The sequence below is a fragment of the Streptomyces sp. MS191 genome, assembly GCF_008042125.1.
In the GTDB taxonomy this organism is placed as follows: Bacteria; Actinomycetota; Actinomycetes; order Streptomycetales; family Streptomycetaceae; genus Streptomyces.
In genome coordinates this window covers 9,978-24,593 of the sequence record NZ_RDBI01000054.1, presented here as the reverse complement: position 1 = coordinate 24,593, position 14,616 = coordinate 9,978, and the positions used below count along the sequence as shown (strand labels likewise).

At 72.8% G+C, this 14,616-nt stretch carries 12 protein-coding genes and 1 pseudogene; 4 read left to right on the top strand and 9 right to left on the bottom strand.

Annotated elements, in window-relative coordinates; translation table 11 throughout:
• Positions 1–163 (top strand): annotated as a pseudogene (locus EAO71_RS39075) (ATP-binding protein); the annotation flags it as partial.
• Between the two features lie 409 nt (positions 164–572).
• On the opposite strand, the gene EAO71_RS23140 reads toward EAO71_RS39075, so the two are convergent.
• From EAO71_RS23140 to EAO71_RS23125, 4 genes are all read right to left on the bottom strand, one after another.
• Entirely contained in the window at positions 573–1,076 is a 504-nt protein-coding gene (locus tag EAO71_RS23140; RefSeq protein WP_187282796.1) for an ATP-binding protein, read from the bottom strand.
• A 166-nt stretch (positions 1,077–1,242) separates the two neighbouring features.
• Positions 1,243–2,010, bottom strand: coding sequence for an enoyl-CoA hydratase/isomerase family protein (locus EAO71_RS23135; protein ID WP_147979749.1), 768 nt, complete (start codon positions 2,008–2,010; stop codon positions 1,243–1,245).
• Between the two features lie 90 nt (positions 2,011–2,100).
• Positions 2,101–3,363: a L,D-transpeptidase gene (locus EAO71_RS23130; protein ID WP_147979748.1), complete on the bottom strand. Its 1,263-nt coding sequence runs from the start codon at positions 3,361–3,363 to the stop codon at positions 2,101–2,103.
• A gap of 184 nt (positions 3,364–3,547) precedes the next feature.
• Positions 3,548–4,798 (bottom strand): L,D-transpeptidase, encoded by a 1,251-nt coding sequence (locus EAO71_RS23125; RefSeq protein ID WP_147979747.1) that lies wholly within the window; start codon positions 4,796–4,798, stop codon positions 3,548–3,550.
• Positions 4,799–4,967: 169 nt separating this feature from the next.
• On the opposite strand from EAO71_RS23125, the gene glgX reads away from it, so the two are divergent.
• A complete protein-coding gene (glgX, locus tag EAO71_RS23120) occupies positions 4,968–7,205 on the top strand; it encodes a glycogen debranching protein GlgX (protein WP_147980015.1) in 2,238 nt (745 codons plus the stop codon).
• 231 nt (positions 7,206–7,436) lie between these two features.
• On the opposite strand, the gene EAO71_RS23115 is transcribed toward glgX, so the two are convergent.
• The 5 genes from EAO71_RS23115 to EAO71_RS23095 are packed head-to-tail and all read right to left on the bottom strand — an operon-like array spanning position 7,437 to position 12,065.
• Positions 7,437–8,408, bottom strand: a complete 972-nt coding sequence (locus EAO71_RS23115; RefSeq protein ID WP_147979746.1) for an AraC-like ligand-binding domain-containing protein — start codon at positions 8,406–8,408, stop codon at positions 7,437–7,439.
• A 28-nt stretch (positions 8,409–8,436) separates the two neighbouring features.
• On the bottom strand, positions 8,437–9,081 hold the full coding sequence (locus tag EAO71_RS23110; RefSeq protein ID WP_147979745.1) for a response regulator: 645 nt from the start codon (positions 9,079–9,081) through the stop codon (positions 8,437–8,439).
• Positions 9,074–10,384 (bottom strand): sensor histidine kinase, encoded by a 1,311-nt coding sequence (locus tag EAO71_RS23105; RefSeq protein WP_147979744.1) that lies wholly within the window; start codon positions 10,382–10,384, stop codon positions 9,074–9,076. Before EAO71_RS23105 ends, EAO71_RS23110 begins: the two co-directional genes overlap by 8 nt.
• A 32-nt stretch (positions 10,385–10,416) precedes the next feature.
• On the bottom strand, positions 10,417–11,163 hold the full coding sequence (locus EAO71_RS23100; RefSeq protein WP_147979743.1) for an ABC transporter permease: 747 nt from the start codon (positions 11,161–11,163) through the stop codon (positions 10,417–10,419).
• Complete coding sequence (locus EAO71_RS23095) at positions 11,160–12,065, bottom strand: ABC transporter ATP-binding protein (RefSeq protein WP_147979742.1); 906 nt, start codon at positions 12,063–12,065, stop codon at positions 11,160–11,162. Before EAO71_RS23095 ends, EAO71_RS23100 begins: the two co-directional genes overlap by 4 nt.
• 339 nt (positions 12,066–12,404) lie before the next feature.
• On the opposite strand from EAO71_RS23095, the gene EAO71_RS23090 reads away from it, so the two are divergent.
• Complete coding sequence (locus EAO71_RS23090) at positions 12,405–14,315, top strand: ABC transporter ATP-binding protein (protein WP_147979741.1); 1,911 nt, start codon at positions 12,405–12,407, stop codon at positions 14,313–14,315.
• Positions 14,312–14,616: hypothetical protein (locus EAO71_RS38255; protein ID WP_410094002.1), on the top strand; the 305-nt coding region annotated here is incomplete at its 3' end. The genes EAO71_RS23090 and EAO71_RS38255, both read left to right, overlap by 4 nt.

Below are 14,616 nucleotides of genomic sequence, written 5' to 3'. Positions count from 1 at the left end.
GCGCCACTGGGGGCTGACCCCGCAGATCGCCGAGCACACCGTCCTCCTCGTCTCCGAGCTCGTCGGCAACGCCGTCCGGCACACCGGCGCGCGGGTCTTCGGACTTCGCATGCTGCGCCGCCGCGGCGGTCGGTCAGATGCACGGGACCATTTAAGAGGCGTTCTGTCCGAATTATTACGATTAGGCCAATTCAGGACGTTTGCAGATCGCGATCATGGATCGCTCCGGTCGTGTCGCTCATGGAAACAACCGATGAACGCCATACTTATTCACCATTTACAAGGTGAGTGCTCAGCATCACCAACGATTCACCGTCGAAACGTCCATATAGTGCCCGTTTTATCCGGGTAGGGACTTTTGGCGGTACGGCTCCCTGTCTGCCATAGTCGGGGACACGACCCCCATTGACCCGGGCCAGGTCGCCTCAGCCGCCGTGGATCACACCCCCTCCGGTCCACGGCGCTCCACACAGAAGCCCCCACGCGCCTCACCACGGCGGACGGGGGCTTTTGTGCGTCCGGGGCGCGGCCCCGCGGGTGCGGGCGACGGGGCGTCGGCGGCCGGAGCGGGGTCAGCGGTCGGAGACGCGCATCTCGAACCAGGTGGTCTTGCCGCGCGGCTGCAGGTCCACGCCCCAGCGGTCGGAGAGCTTGTCGACCAGGAAGAGCCCGCGGCCGCTGACGTCCAGCTCGTGCACGGGCATGAGGCACGGCAGCCCGCGCGAGGGGTCGCGCACCTCGATCCGGATCCAGCCGCGGCGGCGCAGCATGCGAAGTCCGAAGACCCGCGCGCCGGTGTGCCGGACGGCGTTGCCGACGAGCTCGGAGACGAGGAGGACGGTGTGCTCGGCGATCTGCGGGGTCAGCCCCCAGTGGCGCAGGACGACGCACTGCGCGAGCCTGCGGGCGATGGCGGCGGACTCGGGGCGGGACGGCAGCCGGACATCCTCCTCGGCCGGGTTGCCGTACAACTCCATGGCCTTCAGGGCCCGTTCGTCCTCGACGGCCGGGACCCACCGAGCGGCGGTCGCACCCCCGTGCTGCCGCGGCTGTTCCGTACCCTCCAGGCCCGCCATGCCCCCATCATGGCCGGACCGGGCCCGGCGCGGGGGCCGTTCCGGCGTAATCGCTCGTCCGGAATCGACAATTCCGGGGATTTCGATCGGCATATGCCAGGAGCAGGCCGGGGCGCATGGGGGGCGCACGAAGCACCCGCGCCGCGCGCCCCCACCCGGCCGGAACTCAGACGAACTTCGCCTTGCCCGGGCCCTCTTCGACGAAGCTGCGCATGCCGCGCTCGCGGTCCTCGGTCGCGAAGAGACCGGCGAACCAGGTGCGCTCGATGGCCAGGCCGGTGTCGATGTCCGCCTCCAGGCCCTGGTCGATCGACTCCTTGGCGGCGCGCAGCGCGATCGCCGGCCCCTGGGCGAGCTTCGCGGCCCAGGCGTACGCCTGCTCGTAGACCTCGGCGGCCGGGACGACGCGGTCGACCAGGCCGAGTCCGAGCGCCTCGTCCGCCTTGACCATCCGGCCGGTGAAGATGAGGTCCTTGGCCTTCGAGGGGCCGACGAGACGGGACAGCCGCTGGGTGCCGCCCGCGCCCGGGATCAGGCCGAGCAGGATCTCGGGCTGGCCGAGCTTGGCGTTGTCGGCGGCGATCCGGTAGTCGGCGCACAGGGCCAGCTCGCAGCCGCCGCCGAGGGCGTAGCCGGTGATGGCGGCGACGACCGGCTTGGGGATGCGGGCGATCGCGGTGAAGGAGTCCTGGAGGGCACGGGACCGCTTGACCATGGCCGCGTGGTCCATGACCTGCATCTCCTTGATGTCCGCACCGGCCGCGAACACCTTCTCGCCGCCGTACAGCACCACGGCCCGCACGTCGTCGCGGTCGGTCGCCTCCTGGGCGAGCTCGCGCAGCCGGTCCTGGGTGGCGATGTCCAGGGCGTTCATCGGAGGGCGGTCGAGGCGGATGACACCGACGCCTTCGGCGACTTCGAGGTTCACAGTCATGGAGGGAAGGTTAGCGGCCGTTAACGACGAGGGACCCGGTGCCGTTGGTCACAGCACCGGGTCCCTCGGTCGGCCACCGCCGTCAGCGGATTACGCGGTCCACTCCGACCAGGCCAGGTTCCAGCCGTTGAGGCCGTTCTCCGGCTGGATCTGCTTGTCCTTCGAGTTCTTCACGATCACGACGTCGCCGATGATCGAGCTGTCGAAGAACCAGGCCGCCGGCGTGGAGCTGTCGCCCGCGCCGCGCGCGTCGCGCAGGCCGACGCAGCCGTGGCTGACGTTGGCCGAGCCGAAGGTGCCGGCCGAGGCCCAGTAGTTGCCGTGGACGAAGGTGCCCGAGGTGGACAGACGCATCGCGTGCGGCACGTCCTTGATGTCGTACTCGCCGCCGAAGCCGACGGTGGCACCGTTCATCCGGGTCACCTTGTACCTCTCGCTGATGACCATCTGACCGTTGTACGTGGTCGTCGACGGGGCGCCCGCGGTGATCGGCAGGGTCTTGATGATCCGGCCGTCGCGCTCGACCTTCATCGTCTTGGCGCTCGCGTCGACGGTGGAGACCTGGCGGCGGCCGATGGTGAAGGTGATCTTCTTCTTCTGCTTGCCGTAGACGCCCGGGCGGCCCTCGACGCCGTCGAGGTTGAACTCGACGGTCACCTTGGTGCCCGCGGCCCAGTACTTCTCCGGGCGGAAGTCCAGCCGGTCGTTCCCGAACCAGTGGCCCTCGATCTCCACCGCCGGCTCGGCCGTCACCTTGACGGCCTTCTCGACGGCCTCGGGGTTCGTGATGCCCCGGGTGAAGTTGATCGAGACCGGCATGCCGACGCCGACGGTCGAACCGTCCTCGGGCGTGTAGTGGCCGATGAAGGTGTTCTTCGGGACCAGCGTGGTGAAGGAGATGTCCTTCGCCGACTCGCGGCCCTCGGAGTCCTTCGCGACGGCGTGGACCTTGTACTGGGTCGAGGCGGCCAGGTGGCCGACCGGCTGCCAGCTGGCACCGTCGGCGGCGATCCTGCCCTCGACCTCGGTGCCCTTGGAGTCGGCGACCGTCACGGTGGTCAGCTTGCCCTGCTCCGCCGTCACCTTGAGGACGCCGCTGGTGGCGACCGCGTCGGCGCCGTCCTTCGGAACGATCGTCACGACCGCCTGCGAGGCCGCGTTCCCCTGCTTGCCACCGCCCTGCGAGCCCGCGTCCTCGCCGCCCTTGCCGCCGGCGGGGTCACCGCCGCCGCACGCCGTCAGCGCGAGCAGCAACGCCCCCACCGCCAGCGCCTGCAGGCGTCCCCCACGCCGCCGGGCCGGCGGCCGTCCCGCGGTTCCGGCCGATGCCCCCGATATCGGCTGCCCGTTCAATGGTCGTCTCCCCTCGCACGGCCTGGCCACGCCACGCCCGCACCCCCGCGCGCATCGTTCCGCGCGCACGGCGCTAGATAACCACACCGTCGGACACGAAAGATCCTCGTGAATGTCACCGTTCAGTCCCAGTTGCGCCCGGAGAACCGTACGGAAGACGCAGGTCGGCGAGGGGAGACGTGGCTCAGCGCAGGGTGGAGCCGGCCCTCCACTGCGCCCAGTCCATGTTCCATCCGCCGAGGCCGTTGTCGGGAGCCACCTTCCGGTCACGGGAGTTGACCACTTCGACCACGTCGCCGATCAGCGTCCGGTCGAAGAACCAGCCCGCCGGGGAGTCGGGGCTGCCGCCCTTGTCGTCCCGCAGGCCCACACAGCCGTGGCTCACGTTGGCCGAGCCGAAGGTGGACTCGTCGGCCCAGTAGTTGCCGTGCAGGAAGGTGCCGGAGTCGGTCAGCCGGATCGCGTGCGGCACGTCCTTGATGTCGTACTCACCGCCGAAGCCGACCGTCCGGCCGTCCATCCGCGTCACGTCGTACAGCTCCGTGACCACCATCTTCCCGTTGTACGTCGTGGTCTTCGGCGCCCCCGCCGTGATGGGCACCGTCGCCAGCACCTCGCCGTCCCGGCGCACCACCATGGTGTGCTCGGCCGCGTCGACCACCGAGACCTGGGACCGCCCGACCGTGAAGCCGACCGTCTTGTCCTGGATCCCGTACACCCCCGGCGCGCCCTCGACGTCCCGCAGGCGCAGGTCGACGGTCACCTCGGTGCCGGGCTTCCAGTACTCGGCGGGCCGGAAGTCGAGACGCTCCTTGCCGAACCAGTGCCCGACCACCTCCACCGGCGGGTCCGAGGTGATGCGGATGGCCCGTTCGACCGCCTGCCGGTTCTCGACCGGCCGGTTGAAGCCGAAGGAGACGATCATCCCGGTGCCGACCGTGGAACGGTTCTCCGGCTTGAAGTAGCCGATGAAGCGCCGCTCGGGGACGACCGTGGTGAAGGTGGTGTGCCGGGCCGAGCGCCGGCCCTGCCCGTCGACCGCCACCGCGTCCACGCTGTACTTGGCGGACAGCGTGAGCCGGGCACCGCTGCTGGGCCGCCAGCGCAGCCCGTCCGCGCTGATCTCGCCGGGCACCTCCGCCCGCTGGGCGTCCTCGACCTGAACGACACTCACCCGTTCGAGCCGGCCGCTGTCCACCTTCACCTCGATGGGCCCGTCCGCCGGTACGGCCCGGCTGCCGTCCTCCGGGCTGATCCGGATGACGTCGCCGGGCGCCCGCGCCTTCCCCGGCACGGACACGCCGGTGCCCCCGCCGCCGCCTCCACCACCGCCGTCGCCGTCCGTATCGGTGCAGCCCACCAGTCCGGCCACCAGTCCTGCCGCCGCCAGGGCGATCACCGCACCGGCCCTCGCCCGCTTCAGTACGTGTTTCACGCCCGGCCCAACGACAGCCACCCTCCAGGGGAAACGTGCGTGCGGGTCATGTTGGGAGTGCGGCACTTCGGGCAGAACAGGTGGGAGGACCACGTGCGGGAAGCCGCGGCCGGGACGCCGCATGCCTTTCTCGGACACGGGGCCCGACGAGCCGCGGGAGGCCGGACAGGTGTCGAGCGCAGCCGAGCAGGAGGCGGTACGGGACGGGGCGCGCGCCGAAGCGCGGCCCGCCGCCGTCGTGGAACGGCGCGGGCCGTCGGTGTGGCCGGGCACACCGACGCCCTTGGGAGCCCGCTGCCGGGTCGGCCCGGACGGGGTGGCGGGCACGAACTTCGCCCTGTGGGCCGGCGGGGCGGAGGCCGTCGAGCTCTGTCTCTTCGACGCCGACGGCACCGAGCGGCGGCTGCCGCTGACCGAGCTCACCCACGAGATCTGGCACGGCTTCGTGCCCGGGGTGGGCGCGGGCCAGCGGTACGGCTACCGGGTGCACGGCCGCTGGGACCCGTGGACGGGTGCCCGCTGGAATCCCGCGAAGCTGCTCCTGGACCCGTACGCCCGGGCGGTGGACGGCGACTTCGCGCTGCCGCCGGAGGTGTACGGGCACGTACGGGACTGGCCTCAGCAGCAGGTGGCGGACACCGTGCGGGACGAACGCGACTCGGCGCCGCACGTGCCGAAGGGGGTCGTCGTCCACGACGACGGTCCCGACGACGAGTGGCGGGACGACCGCAGACCCAAGACCCCGTGGCCGGACTCGGTCATCTACGAGCTGCACGTGAAGGGCTTCACCCGGCTCCATCCGGGCATCCCGGAGAAACTGCGGGGCACCTACGCCGGGCTGGCGCACCCGGCCGCGATCGAACACCTCGTCCGGCTGGGCGTGACGGCGGTCGAGCTGCTGCCGGTGCACCAGTTCGCGCACGAGGACCATCTGCTCAGGCGCGGGCTGCGGAACTACTGGGGCTACAACTCGATCGGCTACTTCGCCCCGCACGCGGGCTACTCGTCCTCCGGGTCGGCCGGCGGGCAGGTCGGCGAGTTCAAACGGATGGTGCGGGCACTGCACGAGGCCGGCATCGAGGTCATCCTCGACGTGGTCTACAACCACACCGCGGAGGCCGGCGAGCTGGGCCCGACGCTGTCGCTGAAGGGGATCGACAACCGCGGCTACTACCGGCTCCAGTCCGACGCCCGCCGCTACGCCGACTACACCGGCTGCGGCAACACCCTCCACGTCGTGCAGCCGCAGGTGCTGCGGCTGATCACCGACTCGCTGCGGTACTGGGTGACGGAGATGGGGGTCGACGGCTTCCGCTTCGACCTGGCGGCGGCACTCGCCCGCTCGATGCACGACGTCGACATGCTGTCCCCGTTCCTCGCGGTCATCGCCCAGGACCCGGTGCTGCGCCGGGTCAAGCTGATCGCGGAACCGTGGGACGTGGGGAACGGCGGCTACCAGGTGGGCGCCTTCCCGCCGCTGTGGACGGAATGGAACGACCGCTACCGCGACGCCGTGCGCGACTTCTGGCGCGGCGCCCTGCCCGACGTCCGCGACCTCGGCTACCGGCTGTCCGGATCCAGCGACCTGTACGCCTGGGGCGGGCGGCGGCCGTACGCGTCCGTCAACTTCATCACGGCCCACGACGGCTTCACGCTGCGCGACCTGGTGACCTACGAGCACAAGCACAACGAGGCCAACGGCGAGGGCAACCGGGACGGCACGAACGACAACCGGGCCTGGAACTGCGGGACCGAGGGCGAGACCGACGACCCGGAGACCGGCGCCCTGCGGCTGCGTCAGCTGCGCAACCTGCTGACGACGCTGCTGCTGTCGACCGGGGTGCCGATGCTGGTCGCCGGCGACGAGATGGGCCGCACGCAGGGCGGCAACAACAACGCCTACTGCCAGGACAACGAGACGAGCTGGCTGGACTGGTCGCTGCCGGAGGACCCCGGGCGGCGGGGTCTCCTCGACCTGACCCGCCGGCTGCTCGCCCTGCGCCACCGCCATCCGGTGCTGCGCCGCCGCGCCTTCTTCTCCGGACGCCCGCAGGCCGCGGACGGACTGCGGGACCTGGCGTGGTTCACGGTGGACGGCGAGGAGATGACGGAGGGCGACTGGTACGCCCCGGCCGCCACGCTCGGCCTGTACCTGTCGGGCCGCGACATCCCGGGCCGGGACGCGCGGGGCGCCCAGGTCACCGACGACAGCTTCCTGGCGATCCTGCACGCCGGGACCCGCCCGGTGGACTACCTCCTGCCGGGCCCGCCGTGGGCGGAGTCGTACGAGCTGGTCCTGGACACCTCCCTGGACGACCAGACCCGCGCCCCGGGCACGGTGCACCGGGGCGGCGAGCGGGTGCGGGTGGAGGGCAGGTCGGTGGTGCTGCTGCGAGTGGGGGCGTGAGGCGGGTCGCGCCCGGAGGCGACGGCTCCGAGCCCCCGTACCGGCCACCGCGGCGCGACGGCGGTGGCCGGTACGGGGGTGGGGTGGTGCTTCCCCCTGCGGGCCGGGAGCCGGTCCGCACGCCTGGGGCACCCGCACGCGAACCGCTCGACCGTCCCCCGTGGACGGACCGCGTGCCCGACCAGTCTCGGCGGCCGTGTCCGCCGCCGTCGTTGGCCGGGAGCGCACACCTCATTGACGCTGGGCGCACTCCCGGTACTCGCTCGGCGAGCAGCCGTAGGCGGCCCGGAACGCGCGGCTGAAGGCGGCGGGGTGGCGGAAGCCCCAGCGGGCCGCGATGTCGTGGATCGGGGTCCGCCGCTGGGCCGGGTCGGCGAGTTCGCGGCGGGTGCGGTCCAGGCGCCGGTCGCGGATCCAGCCGGAGACGGTGACACCCTGCTCCTGGCAGAGGCGGTGGAGGTAGCGCACCGAGATGTGGTGGGCGGCGGCGATCGTGCGGGGCGTGAGGCCGGGGTCGGCGAGGTGCCGGTGCACGAAGTCCTGGATGCGCAGGAAGAGGGCCCGGCGGCGGCTCTCCGGCTCGGGGGCCGCCCGCGCGTCCAGCCGCTGGGCGGCGGTCCCGGCCAGCAGGTCGAGGAGCACGGTCGTCAGCCGGGGCGCGTCGGACGGGCTGAAGGAGGCGCCGTCGCCCGCGAGGCGGACCAGGAACTGGGCGAGCATCGCGCCGAAGCCGGAGTCCGCCGCCATCCGCAGGGCGACGAGACGTTCGGCCTCGCGCGGGGGCAGCGGCAGCAGCGCCTTGGGGAACTGGGCGACGATGTGCCCGAGCCGTCCGTCGTCGATCCGCGTCACGCCGTGGAAGGGCTGCGAGGAGTCGTAGACCAGCAGGTCCCCCGCGGTGAGGGCGGTCTCCCGGCCCGCCTGGGAGAGCCACATCTCGCCGCTGAGGGTCAGCGAGAGCTGGAAGTAGCCGGGGTCGGCGCGGCTGATCAGCCGGCTGGTGCGGTCGATCGTCATCGGCGGGTACCGCATCGCGGTGACCTGGACGGCTCCCAGGTCGAGGACGTGCGCCTCGGCGCGGAAGTCCGCCGCGTGGTCGCTGTGCATGACGGTCGGGATCAGGGCAGCGGCCGTCATGTCGTGCCACCGGCCGAAGCGCTCGGCCCGGTCCAGTGCGTCGGTGCTGAAGTGGTGGACGTCCATGACTCCCCCGAGTCGCGTCGCACGTGGGTCAGTTGCGGCCCAGGATGCCTCGGTCGTACGCCGAGGCAACCGCGGCCGCCCGGTCCTTGACCCCCAACTTGCCATAGATGTGCGTCAGATGGGTCTTCACGGTGGCTTCGCTGATGAAGAGCTCGGCGGCGATCTCCCGGTTGGAGGTGCCCTTGGCGACGAGTTCGAGCACCTCCCGTTCCCGTCCGGAGAGCGTCCCGTCGACGGGCGCGACCGGGGTGCGGACCCGGGAGATCAGCCGGGAGGCGACGGCCGGCGAGAGGACGGTGCGGCCCTCGGCGGCGGCTCGGACGGCGGCGAACAGCTCCTCGCGCGGCGCGTCCTTGAGGAGGTAGCCGGTGGCGCCCGCCTCGATCGCGGGCAGGGTGTCCGTGTCGGTGTCGTACGTGGTGAGGACCAGGACCCGGGCGCGGGCTCCGCGCGCGGTGAGGGCGGCGATGGCGTCCACGCCGTTGCCGCCGGGCATGCGCAGGTCCATCAGGACGACGTCGGGGTCGAGGCGCAGGGCGAGCTCGACGGCCTCGACCCCGCCGGACGCCTCGCCGAGGACGTCGAAGCCGGGGGCTGCGGTGAACATGCCCCGCAGGCCGTCGCGGACGACGGGATGGTCGTCGACGATGAGGAGGGTGATGGTGTCAGCCATGGCGTACCAACGGTACTCGGGCGGAGATCGCGGTCCCCTCGCCGGGACGGGTCTCCAACGACAGCGACCCGGCCAGGCGTTCGGTGCGGGCGCGCATCCCGTCCAGCCCGAAGCCGCCCGTCCCGCCGCGGGCGGGCAGGGCCGCCGGGTCGAAGCCTCGGCCGTCGTCCCGCACGTCGAGGGTGATCTCGTCGCCCATGTAGGAGAGGGTGACGCCGGCCCGGGAGGCGGCGGAGTGGCGTTCGGCGTTGGCGAGGGCCTCCTGCGCGATCCGCAGCAGGGTTGCGGCGACCTCCTCGTGCAGGGGCTCCTCGGTGCCGGTGACGGTGAACCGGGTGGCGATGCCGGTACGTTCGGACCAGCCGCCGACGGTCTTCCTCAGCGCCTCGGGGAGCGGGTCGTGCTCCAGGGCCACCGGTCCGAGGTTCTGCACGGAGCGACGCGCCTCGCCGAGGCTGTGCCGTGCCAGGTCGGCCGCGCGCTGGAGGTGGACGCGGGCGACGTCCGGGTCGGGTGCGGCGGTGACGACCTGGAGCTGGGTGATGATGCCGGTCAGTCCCTGGGCGATGGTGTCGTGGATCTCGGCGGCCAGCCTGCGCCGCTCGTCGGCGACCCCGGCCTCGCGGGCCTGGAGCAGCAACTGGGCCTGGAGGGCGGCGTTCTCGGCCAGCGCCTGTTCCAGGCGGGCGTTGGTCCGGGCGAGTTCGGTGATGGTCGCGGCGCGTTCGGCCGCCCTCTCGGCCTCCTTCGCCCCGAGGTGGGCGAAGACCAGGACGAGGCAGGCGTTGAGCGCGAACAGGCCCCCGAAGGCGACCCAGTTGAGGAGGGTGGCGGGCGGCAGGCCGCCGGACTGGGAACCGGCCATGATGACGGCGGTGGCGAGGAACCCGGCCCGGTGCAGCCGGTGGGGCAGCAGGTGGGCGGTGTCGAAGTAGCCGATGCAGGCGTAGACCGCGAAGAAGGGGTTGAGCCAGGTCAGCGCGAACGCGAGGGCGGTGCGCAGCACGAAGTACCCGAGGGAGGCGGCGCCGGGTGCCTGCGCGGCGGGCGCCTCGGCCGGGGCGGGACCGGCTTCGGGGCCGGCGGCTTCGGGGCCGGCCACGAGGCCGGCGCGGCGCCGGTGGGCGTCCCAGCCGAGCTGGAGGACCGCGGCGGCGGCGACGAGCACGGCGGCCACGGCCGCCTCCGTGCCGCTCATGACGGCCTCGGCCGCGGCCCCGGAGAGGACCGTGGCCACCGCCAGCAGGCCGTACGGGCCCCACCGGAAGAACTGCTGCCAGCGTTCCTCGACCGTCGTCGGCATTCCCGCTCCCTCCCCCACCGCCGTCACCGCCGTCACTCCCAGCGGAACCGGCGGACCGCCGTGGCGATCAGCGCGACCGCCCACAGGGCCATGACCCCGAGCGCGGCGCCGCCGGGCCCGCCGCCGGCCGTGGCGGCGTCGAGCGCCTGAGAGGCCGCTCCGTACGGGGTGAACTGGACGATCCTTTGCAGGGTATCCGGCATGGCCTGGACCGGGACCCAGACGCCGGCCGTGAACATCGTCGGGAAGAAGACGGCCGAGCCGATCGCGGTGGCGATCTTCTGGTTCCGCGAGACCGCGCAGACGGCGGTGCCGAGGGCGAGGCCGCACGCGACGGCCGACAGGAGAGCGAGGGCGTAGCCGGCCGGGCTCTCCGGCAGCCGGACGCCGAAGGCGAGCCGGCCGACCGCGACGACGAGGAGGGCGGAGGCGAGCGCGGCGACGGCGTGCAGCACGATCTGGGCGGTCAGGAGCGCGGCGGGGCGGACCGGGGTGGTGGACATCCGGCGCAGGACGCCGCGTTCGCGGTAGCCGGCGAGTACCGGCGGCATGGCCTGGAGGCCCGACATGATCAGGGCGAAGAGGACGGATACGGGGACGTAGAGGTCGATGACGCGGCGGCCGCCGAGGTCGGCGGACGCCTCGCGGAAGGAGGGGATCAGGCCGAGGATGACCAGCAGGACGGTGGGCGAGACCATCACCCAGAACAGCGCGCCGGGTTCGCGGGAGAACAGCCGGGCCTCGGTCTTCAGCACCATGGTGGTGGCTCGGGTGCTCATCGGTCGTCGGCTCCTGTCAGGTCGAGGAAGGCGTCGTCGAGGGTGGCGTCGGCGACGCGCAGCTGGTGGGCGGTGACGGCGCGGCGGGCGAGCAGCGAGACGAAGGCGCCGACGGTGGCCTCGGTGCCGCTCACGACGGTCCGGCCGTCGCGGGTCTCCACGGCGGCGACCTGCGGCAGCGCCCGGAGCTCGGCGGGGTCCAGCGGGGTCTCGGCGGCGAAGGAGATCTCCTTGGAGACGGCGGCCCGGCCGATCAGTCCGGCGGGGGTGTCGAGTGCGGCGACCCGCCCCTTGTCGATGACGGCGATCCGGTCGCAGAGGCGCTGGGCCTCCTCCATGAAGTGGGTGACGAGCAGGACGGTCACCCCTCGCGCCCGGACGTCCTCGATCAGGGACCAGGTGTCGCGGCGGGCCCGGGGGTCGAGCCCGGTGGTCAGTTCGTCGAGGACGACGGCCCGGGGGTTGCCGACGAGGGCGAGCGCGATGAAGAGGCGCTGCTTCTGGCCGCCGGAGAGCTTCCCGAACCGTGCCGTCAGCTGTCCTTCGAGTCCCAGCCGCTCGACGAGCCCGCGCCAGTCGGCGGGTTGTTCGTAGAAGGAGGCGTAAAGCTCCAGGGCCTCCCGGACGGTCAGTTTGGCCTGGAGTTCGCTCTCCTGGAGCTGCACCCCGAGGATCCGGGTGACGTCGTCGTGCTGGGAGACGGGGTCGAACCCGCCGACCCGCACGGTCCCGGCGTCGGGGACCCGGAGCCCCTCGACGCACTCGACCGTCGTGGTCTTGCCCGCCCCGTTGGGCCCGAGGATCCCGAAGATCTCCCCCTCGGCGACCTCGAACGAGACGCCGTCGACGACCTTCCGGCCGCCGTAGGCCTTGTGCAGGCCCTGAACTTCGATCGTTGGCATGCCCCCAGCCTGGCCGGGGGCGTGCCCGGCGGACATCGTCCGTCCCGCTCGAAACGCGGTCAACCGATCGGTTGACCGCGACTACGACTCCGGGGCGGCGCGGCCGGGGGTCGGGGGAATCCTTGGCAACTGCATCTTCTCCGGGCATCAGGTCCGAGCCTAGGGTTCACCTCTGACAACACTCATCCGGTTTTTCTCGCCCGGCCCGAGGTCGTCGAGCGGCCGGCCGAAGAGCCGGGGCGGAGGGGCCGGGCTCTTCGGCCGGCCGCTCGACGACCTCGGGCCGGGCGAGAAAAACCGGATGAGTGTTGTCAGAGGTGAACCCTAGGCTCGGACCTGATGCCCGGAGAAGATGCAGTTGCCAAGGATTCCCCCGACCGCTCGGCCGTGCGGACGCTGTCGCGTCTGTGGCCCTACGTACGACCGGTGCGGGTGCGCTGGTTCGCCGCCGCCGTCGTCGCGATAGTCGCCTCCTGTCTGTCGCTGGTCATCCCGCTCGTCCTGAAGTGGATGGTGGACGGGCCCGTGGCTGCGGGCGACCCGGGCGGTGTGTGGCTCGGCGCGCTGTACCTGCTGCTCCTCGGCGTCGCCGAGGCGGTGCTCTTCGGCTTCCGGCGCTGGCTGGTGGCCCGGCCGCTGGCCGGGGTCGAGGCGGGGATGCGCGCCGACCTGTACCGGCACCTGCAACGGCTGCCGATCGCCTTCCACGACCGGTGGGCCTCGGGGCAGCTGCTCTCCCGCGGCACCACCGACCTGATGCTGGTCCGGATGTTCCTGGCCTTCCCGCTGACCTTCCTGCTGGTCAACGGCGTGACGATCCTGGCCGGCTACGTCCTGCTGCTGGGCCAGGACTGGGCCCTCGGCCTGGTGCTGCTCACCCCCGTCGTCCCGCTCGTGATCCTCTGCTCGCTCTTCGAGAACCGGTACGCGGTCGTCGCCCGCCGGTCCCAGGACCAGGTCGGCGATCTGACCACGGTCGTGGAGGAGAGCGTGCTCGGCATCCGGATCGTGAAGGGCTTCGGCCGCCACCGCAGCCAGACGCTGGCCTTCCGGAACCTGGCGGAGCGGCTGCGCGGCACGGAGCTGGCCAAGGCCCGGCTGCTGGCCGGGATCTGGGCGCTCATCACCGTCCTCCCCGAACTCGCCATCGGCGCCGCCCTCGTCCTGGGCGTCGTCCAGGTCGCGGACGGCGAGCTGTCGGCGGGCACGCTGGTGGCCTTCCTGTCGACCGCGCTCGCGCTCCGCTGGCCGGTGGAGTCGATCGGCTTCCTGCTGGCGATGAGCCAGGAGGCGGCGACCGCCACCGAGCGGTACTTCGAGGTGATGGACGAGCCCGAGGAGGCCTCGCCGACGGCGGAGGCCGCGGCGCCGGCCCCGACGGCCGCCGGGGAGGGGTCCCCGGCCCGCGACGGGGTGCGGTTCGAGAACGTCTCCTTCCGCTACCCGGACGCCCCGGCCGGCGCACCCGCCGTGCTCGACGGGATCGACCTGCACATCCGGCCGGGCGAGACCCTCGCCCTGGTCGGCGGCACCGGCTGCGGCAAGACGACGCTCACCGCGCTCGTCCCGCGCCTGCACGACGCCACCGGGGGCCGCATCCTCCTCGACGGCGAGGACATCACGCTCATGCCGCGCGAACGGCTGCGCGAGCTGGTGTCGGTGGCCTTCGAGGAGCCGACGCTCTTCTCGGCGAGCGTCGGCGAGAACGTCCTGATGGGCGCGGGGAGCGCGGCCGGCGGACCGGAGCTGGGGCGCGCGCTCGGCGTGGCCCAGGCCGAGGGCTTCGTCGACGCGCTGCCCGAGGGCGCCGCGACCCAGGTCGGCGAACAGGGTCTGAGCCTGTCCGGCGGTCAGCGCCAGCGCCTCGCCCTGGCCCGCGCCGTGGTCGGCCGGCCCCGCTTCCTGGTGCTGGACGACCCGCTGTCGGCGCTGGACGTGCACACCGAGGCCCTGGTGGAGGCGGCGCTGCGGGAGGTCCTGCGCGACACGACGGCGCTGGTGGTGGCGCACCGCCCGTCGACGGTCATGCTCGCCGACCGGGTGGCGCTCCTGTCGGAGGGCCGGATCGCGGCGGTGGGCACCCACCAGGAGCTGCTGCGCGCGCACCCCGAGTACGCCTGGCTGATGTCGGGCGCGGAACCCGGGCCGGGCGCGTTCGGCCCGCTCGACATGAACGACGATCACGACGACGGCGCCGGCGGCCGGAGCGACGCGGGCGGCCGGAACGCGGAAGGGAGCACGCGGCGATGACGGAGCCGACGACCGCGACGCCGGAGACGACCACCCGGGCCCGGTGGGCGGAGAGCAGGGAGCGCAGCAGCGCCCCGGTCGCGCCGGCGGCCGAGGGCAGGTCGTCCCGGTCGAACGGGTCGCCGTCCCCGCCCCCGTCGCCGGGGGGCAGGGTCCCGGCGGCCGGGGCGGGCCCGGTGGTCCCGGGAGGCGCGGTGGTACCGGCGGCCCGGCCCGCCGGCGGACCGGGCTCCGGCGGCGTCGGGGCGCCGGGCGTCCCGGCCCCCTCGGTGGTCGTCTCCGGCGTCGCGGTCGTCGGCTC